The following is an 11,955-nucleotide window of genomic DNA, read 5'->3' on the forward strand; positions in this document are numbered from 1 at the left end:
CCGCGACACCTGCCCGGTGGGCGCGTCCACCGTCAAGGTCGGGCTGCCGAAGCAGCCGGACACCACGGTGAACGTGCTGAAGGCGGACGGCTCGCAGGGCGGCTACTTCAGCGTCTGCGGCGACAGCTTCAAGGTCGGCGCCTTCACGGTCGGCTAAGCCTCGATCCACCGATCGTTCCTCGTACTGCTTGACCGTGGGGCGATCTGTACCGAAGTGGTGAACCCCCCGGCGGCTGCGGCTGCTCCCTTGGGCAACTCGGCACCCACGGTTCCAGCGGCCATCGACACATCGCCTATGGAGCAGCGACAGTCTCGCCGGACGGCCGACATCCTGCCGACGTGGCCTCATGGACGTCGTACTGAGGTACTGCCACCACGGTTGCCTCGCAGGATCGGATCGGCGGGCTGGACCAACTGCCGGACGAGTGGAGTTGATCGGGCATGCGCAGGATCTGCTCGCGGACCCGGGGGCCGAGGCGGCCCAGGTCCGGTACCTGGCCGCCCGGTTGACGGAGGCGTTGCGTCGCGTCCCGCCGGGATCAGCCCTGTGGAATCAGCTTTCCCCGTTTGAGTATGAGTGTCTTGTCGCAGGCGGCGGCGACGTCCCTGGAGTGCGTGACGACGATCACGCACTTGCCGTCATCGTGGGCCAGTTTCCGGAAGACCTCGATGATGCCAGCGGCGGTCTCGTGGTCAAGGGCACCAGTCGGCTCGTCGGCGAAGAGGATGTCGACCTCGCAGGCCAGTGCCCGGGCGATGGCTACGCGCTGCTGTTGGCCGCCGGAGAGTTGGAGAGTGCGGCGGGTACGGTCCTCGGGCTCGATGCCGAGGAGCCCGAGCAGTTCGTTGGCGCGCTGCTTCCTGCTGCCGCCCCTGACACCGGTGATCTCCATGGCGGAGGTGACATTTTGGACGGCGTTCATGTAGGTGAGCAGGTTCAGCGACTGGAACACGGTGGCCACGTGCCGGTTGCGGTACGTGCCGAGGCCCACTTCGGCCACATCGCGGCCCTTGAAGCGGACGCTGCCTGAGGTGGGTGCGTCGAGCCCGCTGGCCAGGGACAGCAATGTCGTTTTGCCGGAGCCGGACGGGCCGACAATGGCGTACATGTGGCCGGCCTCGAAGGTGTACGAGACGGACTTGAGGACCACGCGGCGACGGCTACCGGTGCTGTACGTGCGGCTCACGTCAGCGAGTTCGAGTATCGGCCCGGTCGTACCGCCGGGTGCGTGCGTGTCGGTGGGTGTGCTCGTCACGTCAGTTGCCCTTCGTGAGGATGTCGCGCGGGTTGAGGCGCAGGACGCGGGTGCCGGGGACGAGAGTGGCCAGGGCGGCGATGCCGAGTCCGGTGGCGCCGACCTTGGCGATGTCGGACGGACCGAGGCGCACGTCGAGTGAGTCGATGGGATCGGTCTTGGGCTGGTCGTCGCCCTGCTTACTCATGCCGCTGGGGTCGCTGTGGTCGGATTGGAGGCTCTCGTTCTCGGCTTCCTTGTTGGCCGATTCGACCTCCCCGGCGAGCAGCTTGTTGCCGATCGCCTCGGAGATGAACTGGCTGCCCACTCCGGCAAGTGCGATCGCGATGACGGCACAGGCGACGACCTCGACAAGGTGCTGGCCGAGCAGCTTGGGCTTCTTCTCGCCGAGGGAGAGCAGGATGCCCAACTCGCCGCGGCGCTCGCGCAGGTTGGAGGCGACGACGAGGGCGAGGATGATGGTGCCGGCGACGGCGACGAGCCAGACGGTGACCGTCGCGAAGTTCGCGGTCTTGGTGATGGGGCCGACGAGCGTCCTGTACTGCTTGTCGTTGACCGAGATCGGGAAGATCTGGAGATCGGCGCCGGCCTTATTCGCGTCGTGCTTGAGCTGGTCCAGGTCTCGGGGGTCGGTCAGGCTGAAGGTAGCGGACTTGAGGGTGCCGCCGCCGTCGGTGGTCCTGCCGCCGAGCAGGCTGGCGCCCTCGATGCTCGCGTAGAGCTGGTTGGCCGGATCCATCATGGCGGGCACGTACTGGCCCGTGTCGGCCGTGCCGTTCTCGTAGATGCCGATGACCTCGAACTCGTGCTCCGAGGTGTCCACGCCCGGCATCAGCTCGCCGATCTTGAGCTTGACCGTGTGGCCGATCTCGAGCTTGTTCTCCTTGGTCACACGCTCCTCGACGACGATCTCGTTCCTTTTGGTGTCCGGTCCGATGCCCTTCCCGGCGATCATCTTGGCGTCGCCGTTGCGGAAGACGCTCACCTCGTCGAGCTTGCGCACACCGTCCACCTTGAACAGGTCGGTGCCGGTGGTGTCCTGGCCCGCAGGCGCCGGGACCGGCTGGTAGAGCTTGGTGGTCGTGGTGGGGAAGGCGGCTCCGTCCGCCGTGTAGTTGCAGTCGGCGACCACGGACGACTTGCAGATCTTGTCGACCAGTTCGCGCTTCAGGTCGCCGGCGGATCCGATGGTGCCGGGGTTCTGCCCGCTGCCCTCGCTGCCGTTGTTCTTGCCCGACGCCAGTAAACCGTTCACATCGAGCTGCATCGTGGCCACCGCGCCCACACGCTTCTTGGCGCTGTCGGCCGCGCGCGCCGCCGCCGACTGGATCAGGAAGCCGGACAGCACCAGGGTGCAGACGACGAAGAACAAGCCGACCAGCATCAGCGTTTTGCCCGGGGCGCCGGTGAGCCGCCACCACGCACGTTTGCAGAGGTTCATGAACGGCACGCTATGCAGTCGGCGTTTTGAGCGACGTTGGCGAAAAGGGCGTCTCACGCGCACTCTCATACACGAATCAAAGACAGCATCTGGTAGACGTGGCGGAAACGCCGGGAAATGGACGGAGCCTCTTCGGCCGCGCCCCGCATTTTCAGGCAGTTCTCAGGAACGGCGAAAGGGGCGACGCACGTGCGGGTCTTGGTGGTCGAGGACGAGCAGTACATGGCGCGCGTCCTGGAGCTCGGGCTGCGCCGCGAGGCCATCGCCGTCGACGTCGTCCACGACGGGACGACGGCCTTGGAGTGGGTCACGGTGTACGACTACGACGCCGTGGTCCTGGATCGTGACCTGCCGGGTGTGCATGGCGACGAGGTGTGCCGACGCATCGTCGAGATGGGCATGGGCTGCCGCGTGCTGATGCTCACGGCTGCCGGCCGGCTCGGTGACAAAGTGGAAGGCCTGGGCCTCGGCGCGGACGACTATCTCGCCAAGCCCTTCGACTTCCCCGAACTGGTCGCACGACTGCGCGCCTTGTATCGGCGCAGTCCCATGTCGCACTCCCCGATCCTGATGTTCGCCGACCTGACCTTCGACACGCATCGACGCCGGGTGGCACGCGGCGGTGCGGAAATCAAACTCACGCCGAAGGAAAGGGCCGTCCTGGAACTGCTGATGCGCGCCGACGGCGGGGTCCTGAGCGCGGAGTACCTGCTCGACAAGGCATGGGACGTGCACGCCGATCCGCTCACGAACGCCGTCCGGCTCGTGGTGCACACGCTACGCAAGAAGCTCGGCGAACCGCAGCTCGTGCACACCGCGATCAGCGCGGGCTACTACTTGGGCGCGAAGTGAGGCGGCATCGGGGCCGCGTGTACAGGCCGCGCACGCTGAGCATCCACACCCGGCTGTTCCTCGGCTTCGGCGCCGCGCTCGCGGCCTGCTCGGCGATGATGGTGGCCATCATCTACATCGGGATCCGCTATCTGCCGACATACGACTTCACAACGCCGATCGTCGTGCCGCAGACGGAGGCCGGCCCGACCCACGTCGCGCCGAAACATGAGCCGCACATCCAGGATCCGCCCCTGAAGCGGGGCGACACGATCGATGTCTCCGGCCTGATCCGCGACAAGGAGGATGTGTGGGCGACGGTCCTCGTCCTGTCCATCGGCGGCGTGATCGTGGTCCTCGGTATCGGCCTGAGCGCAGGCTGGCTCCTGTCCCGACGGCTGCTCGCACCGCTGCACACCATCAATCAGGCGGCGGCCAAGGCCGGCGAGGGCGACCTGACATATCGGATCAACGCCCAAGGACCCAAGGACGAACTGAAGCAGCTCGCCGACACCTTCGACACGATGCTGGGGCGCCTGGAGGAGTCGTTCGCGGCACATCAGCGGTTCGCCGCGAACGCATCGCATGAGCTCCTGACACCGCTCGCGACGACCCGCGCGATTCTACAGATGGCCGACGGCGACACGTCGAAGGAGGAGTTCGCCGAGCTGCTCCCGATGCTGCGCGAGACCAACGAGCGCAACATCCAGGTCGTTCAGGAGTTGCTGCGGCTCGCGGCGGAGCAAGAGACCCACGAAACCGAGCCGGTGGACATGGCCGAACTGACGGAACAGGCCGTCGCCGAGCAGCGGGCCGGGGCAGACGACGTGACGATCACCGTCGCGATCGACACCCTCGAACCCTGCGATGTCATGGGTAGCGAGACGCTCTTGCGGCAGCTGGTCGTGAACCTCCTGAACAACGGCTGTAGGCACAATGTGCCGGGCGGGACGGTCGATGTGCGCGTCGATCGCGTGAACGACGCGATCGTCCTGGAGATCGTCAACACTGGCCCGACGGTCGACCCTAAGGTGGTGGGCCGCCTTTTCGAGCCCTTCTACCGGGCCCGCCCCCGCGTGGCCAGCGACCGCAGCGGCCACGGTCTGGGTCTAGCGATCGTCCGGTCCATCGTGCGTGGCCACCACGGCACCGTGACGGTGCGAGCTCAGGCGGCCGGCGGCCTCCTCGTGCGGGTCGAGTTGCCGGCAGAGCCTCGCAGAAGGCCGTGAGAACCGGTTGTGCTCGGCATCACCCTGACCCGTGAGTTGGGCGCCCTCAGGGTTCTTTGGGGTCGGCCCCGATAGCTGGCGGGGATGGGCAGGCGCGAGCATCTGGGCATGGATGCACGGGAGTTGACGGAGAGACGGAACAGGTTCGGCCAAGCCTCCTTTGGGCCGGGCTGCTGGCCCTCGTCACCTTGCTCGCGTTCTTCCGCCGGGACGTGGTCCGGGCGTGGGTTCCGGTGCTGGTGCTCGCCGGGACCGTACTGATGGCCGTGAGTCTGGATCTGCTGGCAGCGGGGGCCCTGTGCATCGGGGCGGCGATGCTTGGGATGCGCCGCGGGCTGCGGGGGAGGGAAGCCGCTGCGCGCGGTCCGCAGCAGGCCCGCTCTGCCGCGGAAAAGTAGACAAGGCGGCAAAAATGTTTCAGTCTACCCACCCCCGCCTCGCGCCACACGTCTCGACGCAGTCATTTATTCGTCTATGTGGCTGAACTTTTCTTGTTTCATGGTCAGTTGAAGAGGGAAAGGCCTTACCCTTCACCAGGTGAACGAGTTGATGTCCCGCGATTCCGATGCCGAGCCGACCTCCCACACCGAACCGCTCCCCGGCACGCTGCCCGAAACCCTCCGGGCCGAGTTGATCGCCTTCCGGCGCGACTTGCACATGCACCCCGAGCTCGGCAACCAGGAGTTCAGGACCACCGCGGCCATCAAGGCCCGGCTGGAGAAGGCCGGGCTCCGGCCCGAGGTGCTCTCCACCGGAACCGGACTCATCTGTGACGTGGGTACGCGGGACGGCTCCACCCGGCCCATGCTCGCCCTGCGCGCGGACATCGACGCACTGCCCATCCCGGACACCAAGGCGGGCGTCCCGTACCGCTCCACCGTCCCCGACCGGGCGCATGCCTGCGGGCACGACATCCACACCACCGCGGTCCTCGGCGCCGGTCTCGTGCTCGCCGACCTCGACGGGCAGGGGCTGCTGCCGAATCCCGTACGGCTGATCTTCCAGCCGGCCGAGGAGGTACTGCCGGGCGGGGCGCCTGACACGATCGCGTCCGGGGTGCTGGAGGGCGTCGGGCGGATCATCGGGGTGCACTGCGACCCGAAGGTGGACGTGGGGCGGATCGGGCTGCGGGTCGGGGCGATCACCTCGGCCTGCGACCGCCTGGAGGTGTCCCTCGACGGGCCGGGCGGCCACACCGCCCGCCCGCACCTGACCACTGACCTGGTCACGGCCGCCGCCAAGGTGGCCACCGAGGTGCCCGCGCTGCTGGCCCGCCGGGTCGACGCCCGTGCCGGACTCGCCGTCACCTGGGGGCGGCTGGAGGCCGGTCACGCCTGCAATGTGATCCCGCAGCACGCCGAGCTGTCCGGCACCGTGCGCTGTCTGGACCTGGCGGCCTGGCGGGAGGCGCCGGACCTGGTGCACGCGGCGATCGACGAGGTGGCCGGGATGCACCGGGCCAAGACGTTGATCAACTACGTCCGGGGCGTCCCGCCCGTCGTGAACGACGCCGCCGTGATCGATCTGCTCGCCGGAGCGATGACCGCGCGCCGCGGACCGTATGCGATCGAGGACACCGAACAGAGCCTCGGCGGCGAGGACTTCTCCTGGTACCTGGAACACGTCCCCGGAGCCATGGCCCGGCTCGGGGTCCGTACTCCCGGCAACACTGCCCGACTTGACCTGCATCGCGGTGATTTTGACGCGGACGAGGAGGCCATCAAGGTGGGCGTAGAGCTGTTCACGGCGTCGGCACTTCTGGATGGCTGCTCCGCCTGAGCCTGGATCCACCGCGTGAAGCGGCGGGCACCGGTGGCTATTCGTACGGGGATGCGCGCGTAGTCCCCCGATGCCCTGACCGGCGCGCGGCCAAGATCCGCGCGCCGCTTGACTCGTCTCGACGCCTGACCGGCATGCGGATGTCAACAGGGCTTCATCAATTGGCGGTTGACCGCCAGACACATAGCCGCCACGCGCGACAGGCATCAACTCCCTCCCCACGGCCCAGACTCATCGCGGCGCCCGGACCACCCCTTCCCCCGGGCGTCCGAGGAGTGCGTCGTGATCAGACCTTCCGCAGGAGGAAGGGCCGCCCTGCTCGCCGCAGGGCTCTCCCTGGTGCTGCTCTCGGCGGGGCAGACCGCCGCCGCCCCGGACACCGCCCCGGACACCGCGTCCGCACCGGCCACCTTCACCGGGGCCAAGGGCGCGAGCACGAGCACCACCGTCACCCTCATCACCGGTGACCGCGTCACCCTCACCGACATCGGCGGCGGCCAGAAGACCGTCACCGTCGACCGGGCCAAGGGCGCCACCGGGGCCGTCCACAACGAGACCGTGGACGGCAGGATCACCGTCATACCCGACGAGGCCCGCCCCTATCTGCAGTCCGGTGTCCTCGACCGGCGGCTCTTCGACGTCACCGGCCTCGTCGAGCAGGGCATCACCGGCGATCTGCCGCTGATCGTGACGCACGGCAAGGGCGCCCGCACCGCCGCCGCCCCGCGCGGCACCAAGACCGTCCGGTCCCTGCCCAGCATCAGTGGCGCGGCCGTACGAGCCACCGAACCAGCCGCCTTCTGGCGTGAGTTCACCAGCTCCGTCCGCCCCGGCGCCCGCTCGGCCGGTGCCATGAAGGTCTGGCTCGACGCCCGGGTCAAGGCCGACATGGCCGACTCCAACGCCCAGATCGGCACCCCCAAGGCCTGGGAGGCCGGCCTGACCGGCAAGGGCGTCAAGGTCGCTGTACTCGACACCGGCGCCGACCTCACCCACCCCGACCTCGACGGACGGGTCGCCGAGAGCCGGTCCTTCATCGAGGGCCAGGAGGTCGCCGACCGCCAAGGCCACGGCACCCATGTCACTTCCACCGTCGGCGGCAGCGGCGCGGGCTCCGAAGGCAAGGAGCAGGGCGTCGCCCCCGGCGCCACCCTCGCCGTCGGCAAGGTCCTCAGCGACCAGGGTTCCGGCAGCGAGTCGCAGGTCATCGCCGGCATGGAGTGGGCCGCGAAGGATATCGACGCGAAGATCGTCTCGATGAGCCTCGGCTCCAGCGAGGCCAGCGACGGCACCGACCCCATGGCGCAGGCGGTGAACACCCTCTCCGCCGAGACCGGCGCCCTCTTCGTCATCGCCGCCGGCAACGCCGGCGCCCCGGGCTCCATCGGCTCACCCGGCGCCGCCGACTCCGCGCTCACCGTCGGCGCCGTCGACTCCGCCGACCGCGCCGCCTACTTCACCAGCAAGGGCCCCCGCTACGGCGACCAGGCCCTCAAGCCCGACATCTCCGCCCCCGGTGTCGACATTCTCGCCGCCCGCTCCCAGCTCGTCAGCGGCAGCGGCCTCTACACCTCCAAGAGCGGTACGTCGATGGCGACCCCGCACGTCGCGGGCGTCGCCGCGCTCCTCGCCGAGCGGCACCCCGACTGGACCGGCGCCCAGCTCAAGAACGCCCTCATGTCCAGCTCCAAGACGCTCACCGCGTCCTCGTACGCCCTCGGCGCGGGCCGGGTCGACGTAGCCGCCGCGATCTTGGCGAACGTCACCGCCACCGGCTCCGCCGACCTGGGCTTCTACTCCTGGCCTTACGAGAAGAACAAGCCCGTGACGAAGACCGTCACGTACACCAACTCCTCCAACGCGCCCGTCGAGCTGAACCTGGCCGTCGAGGGCATGCCGCAGGGCACCACCACCCTCGCCGACAGCACCCTCACCGTCCCGGCCCACGGCACCGCGCAGACCACCGTCACCGGCGACGGCGCCAAGGCCCCCGTCGGCACCACCTCCGGCCGCATCACCGCCACCTCCGGCGGCACGCCCGTCACGCACACCGCGCTCGGCCTGGTCAAGGAGGAAGAGCGCTACAACCTCACCGTCCATGTCAAGGACCGCGACGGCGCCCCCACCCCCGCCGTGCTCTGGGTGAAGCAGCTGGCCGCGAACGTCGACCCGTTCGGGGCGGCCATCGGCGAGTCCGGCACTGTTCAACTGCGCCTGAAGCCCGGCACGTACACCGTCAACACCTTCCTCGACGTCCGCGGCTCGCACGGCAAGGACTCCCTCGGCCTCGGCTTCCTCATCGATCCGGAGATCGTCCTCGACCGCGACCGCGAGATCACCCTCGACGGGCGCCAACTGCGTGAGATACGCGCCGAGGTCGACAAGCGCACCGAGACCCGGCAGCTCCTGATGGAGTTCGACCGCAAGGCCAACGGAGCCTCCTTCAGCGACGCCGAAATGGTCCCCGCGAAGTACGACTCGATCTTCGCCGCGCCCACCACCAAGCCCGCCACCGGCACCTTCGAGTACCGGACGGTCTGGCGGCTCGGCAAGCCGATGCTCGATGTCGCCGCGGGCGGCGTCCGGCTCTTCAACGCCGCCCCGCAGCGCGGCGCCACCCTCCTCGAGGGCCGTCACCGTCTCGGCGTCGTCGACGCGGGCACCGGCACCGCCGCGGAGTACGCCGGCAAGGACGTCACCGGCAAGGCGGTCCTGGTCCGCCGCACCGAGGGCGCCGACCCCACGCAGCTCGCCCAGACCGCCCAGGACGCGGGCGCCAAGGTCCTGTTCGTCACCGACGACAAGCCCGGCCGGCTGGCGGCGTGGTTCGGCACCGCCGACCGCGAGGAACGGCCGATCGCCGTCGCCACCGTGAACGCGGCCGACGCCGCCACGATCGCGTCCGCCGCGGCCCGCGGGCAGGCTCTCGACCTGACGGGCACCCCCTTCACCCCGTACACCTACGACCTCTCCGAGGGGCACCCCGGAGCCATCGGCACGGACCTCGTCTTCCGGCCTGGCAAGGACGAACTCGCCACGATCCACTCGAAGTTCCACATGCCGACGGCCAAGAAGGAGCTCGGCGGCGAATTCCGCTACTCGATCACCGACACCTTCCGGTACGGCTTCGGCTTCAAGGAGTGGATCGTCTTCCCGACCGAGCGCACCGAGTACGTCTCCACCGGCACCGGCCAGCGCTGGCACGAGGCCGTCAACCTGGCGGAGAAACGGCTCACGATGGAGCAGCGCGGCGGCATCTCGTCCTACCGGGGCGGCAGCAAGACCGGTCTGGACTGGTTCAAGCCGGTCTGGCACCCGTGGCTCGGCACCGGCATCGGCTGGGGTCAGCAGCGCTCCGGCAAACAACTGCAGTTCAACATGTTCGGCTGGGGCGACTCCGGACCGGACCACTCCGGCTGGGGCGACGTGTACACCGACCGGACGATGAGCCAGTACACCGAGGTGTACGTCAACGGCGAGCAGGTCTCCCGCAGGATAAGTTCCGGTGGCTACGTCTGGGACGCCCCCGCAGAGGAGGCCACCTACAAGGTAGTCACCGACACCACGCTCGACCCGGCCCGCTGGCGGCTCGCCACCAAGGGCCACTCGGAGTGGACCATCCGCTCCAAGGAGACCCCGGCCGACCGGTGGACCTACCTGCCGATGATCAACCTCGGCTTCGACCTCGACACCGACCTCGTCGGCGATGTCCGGGGCGGCAGCCGGGTGCCCGTACGGATCTACGCCGAGTACGTGAAGGGCGCGTCGGACACGGGTGTCCTCGGGGGCGGCTCCCTGGAGGTCTCCTACGACGAGGGGGCGACCTGGACGAACGTCGCGCTGAGCTCGTCAAGCGACGCCTCCTGGAACGGTGAGCTGCGCGTCCCGGACGGCGCGAAGTTCGTCTCGCTGCGGGCAGGCGCGAACGACGACCGGGGCGGCTCGGTGAAGCAGGAGCTCATCCACGCGGTGGGCGTGCGCTGACCATCCCGCGCATGACGCACAGTACGACCAGGTCCTGGGGCACGGCCGGAGCTGTCCGGCCGTCCCCGGGACCTCGTCCGGTGACACTTTGCCCGACTTGGCCTGCATCGCGGTGATTTCGGTGTCGACGAGGAGGTCATTATGGTGGCCGTGGAGTTCCTTACTGCCTCCGCGTCGCTCGACGGCAACCATCCGTAATCGGGCAGGTCACCCCCCGTTCGCGACGATCCGATAACGGCTTCCGTACAGGGCTTTATCTGACATCTACGCGCGTTACGATCGCGGCGAAACCAGCGCCGGAAGAGGCGCTTCGGTCAGGTTTGAAGGAGCCTTCCCTTGCGCCGGGTATCCAAGATCACCGCTGCGTGTGCTGTCACCGCGGCCCTCGCGCTCACCGCCACCGCGTGTGGCGAGTCGTCCACCGAGAGCTCCAGCTCCGACAAGGGTGAGATGAAGATCGGCATGGCCTACGACGTGGGCGGCCGTGGTGACAACTCGTTCAACGACTCCGCCGCGCGCGGTCTGGACAAGGCCAAGGCCGAGTTCGGTGCCGAGACCAAGGAGCTCACCGCCAAGTCCGGTGAGACCCCTGCCGACCGTGAGCAGCGCCTCGAGTCGCTCGCCGAGGGCGGCTACAACCCGGTCATCGCGGTTGGATTCGCGTACAAGGACGCGGTCGACAAGATCGCGGCCAAGTATCCCAAGGTCAGCTTCGGTCTGGTCGACTCGGTCGCCAGCGCGAAGAACGTCGACAGCATCGTCTTCGCCGAGGAGGAAGGTTCCTACCTCGCCGGTGTCGCGGCCGCGCTGAAGTCGAAGGACGGTCAGGTCGGCTTCATCGGCGGCGTGGACCTCCCGCTGATCAAGAAGTTCGCCGCGGGCTTCGAGCAGGGTGTCCTGGACACCAATCCGAAGGCCAAGGTGCAGATCCAGTACCTGTCCACCGGCTCGGACCTCTCCGGCTTCGGCAGCCCCGACAAGGGCGCGGCCGCCGCCAAGGGCATGCTCGACAAGGGCGCGGACGTCATCTTCTCCGCCGCGGGCGGCTCGGGCGCCGGTGCGATCGAGGCCGTCGCGGGCAAGAAGGGCGCCTGGTCCATCGGCGTCGACTCCGACCAGGCCCTCGACCCGGCGCTGGCGAAGTACAAGGACACGATAATGACCTCCGTCGTCAAGAACGTCGACGGCGGTGTCTACGACCTGGTCAAGTCCGTCAAGGACGGCAAGCCGCTGACCGGCACGCAGGCGTACTCCCTGGCCGAGGGCGGCGTCAGCCTGACCACCACGGGTGACCACCTCAAGGACATCCAGCCCCAGCTCGACGAGGCGAAGAAGAAGATCGTCGACGGCACCATCAAGGTCAAGACCACGACCTGATCCGACCCGTCGATCGGGGCCCGGGCGAGCTGCTTCGGCTGTTCGCGCGGGCCCCGAT

Annotated in this window: 8 protein-coding genes; 6 read left to right on the forward strand and 2 right to left on the reverse strand. The window is 68.6% G+C overall.

Translation table 11 applies throughout. The annotated features are described in order from the left end of the window. Window positions 1-539: 539 nt before the first annotated feature. Both ABT115_RS07020 and ABT115_RS07025 read right to left on the reverse strand, forming a co-directional pair. Window positions 540-1,256: an ABC transporter ATP-binding protein gene (locus ABT115_RS07020; RefSeq protein ID WP_351784879.1), complete on the reverse strand. Its 717-nt coding sequence runs from the start codon at window positions 1,254-1,256 to the stop codon at window positions 540-542. A 1-nt stretch (window position 1,257) separates the two neighbouring features. Beyond that, window positions 1,258-2,697, reverse strand: a complete 1,440-nt coding sequence (locus ABT115_RS07025; RefSeq protein WP_351784881.1) for an ABC transporter permease — start codon at window positions 2,695-2,697, stop codon at window positions 1,258-1,260. 189 nt (window positions 2,698-2,886) lie between these two features. On the opposite strand from ABT115_RS07025, the gene ABT115_RS07030 reads away from it, so the two are divergent. The 6 genes from ABT115_RS07030 to ABT115_RS07055 all read left to right on the forward strand — a co-directional run bounded on the left by ABT115_RS07030 (window position 2,887) and on the right by ABT115_RS07055 (window position 11,897). Beyond that, window positions 2,887-3,549, forward strand: coding sequence for a response regulator transcription factor (locus ABT115_RS07030; protein ID WP_351784883.1), 663 nt, complete (start codon window positions 2,887-2,889; stop codon window positions 3,547-3,549). 17 nt (window positions 3,550-3,566) lie between these two features. Continuing rightward, window positions 3,567-4,757 carry a sensor histidine kinase gene (locus ABT115_RS07035; RefSeq protein ID WP_351784885.1) on the forward strand — a complete coding sequence of 397 codons (1,191 nt, stop codon included), beginning with the start codon at window positions 3,567-3,569 and terminating at the stop codon, window positions 4,755-4,757. A gap of 188 nt (window positions 4,758-4,945) precedes the next feature. Beyond that, window positions 4,946-5,155: a hypothetical protein gene (locus ABT115_RS07040; RefSeq protein ID WP_351784887.1), complete on the forward strand. Its 210-nt coding sequence runs from the start codon at window positions 4,946-4,948 to the stop codon at window positions 5,153-5,155. A gap of 151 nt (window positions 5,156-5,306) precedes the next feature. Then, entirely contained in the window at window positions 5,307-6,536 is a 1,230-nt protein-coding gene (locus ABT115_RS07045) for an amidohydrolase (RefSeq protein WP_351785261.1), read from the forward strand. A 282-nt stretch (window positions 6,537-6,818) separates the two neighbouring features. Beyond that, entirely contained in the window at window positions 6,819-10,520 is a 3,702-nt protein-coding gene (locus tag ABT115_RS07050; protein WP_351784889.1) for a S8 family serine peptidase, read from the forward strand. A gap of 336 nt (window positions 10,521-10,856) precedes the next feature. Then, window positions 10,857-11,897 carry a BMP family lipoprotein gene (locus ABT115_RS07055; RefSeq protein ID WP_351784891.1) on the forward strand — a complete coding sequence of 347 codons (1,041 nt, stop codon included), beginning with the start codon at window positions 10,857-10,859 and terminating at the stop codon, window positions 11,895-11,897. Window positions 11,898-11,955: the final 58 nt, after the last annotated feature.

It is taken from the genome of Streptomyces sp. NPDC001832, from assembly GCF_040297265.1.
Taxonomy (GTDB): domain Bacteria; phylum Actinomycetota; class Actinomycetes; order Streptomycetales; family Streptomycetaceae; genus Streptomyces.

What these genes read in the sequence shown, in the direction of transcription:
- ABT115_RS07025 (WP_351784881.1), bottom strand. Translation starts at nt 2,697, where the DNA reads ATGAACCTCTGCAAACGTGCGTGGTGGCGGCTCACCGGCGCCCCGGGC.
- ABT115_RS07045 (WP_351785261.1), top strand. Translation starts at nt 5,307, where the DNA reads ATGTCCCGCGATTCCGATGCCGAGCCGACCTCCCACACCGAACCGCTC.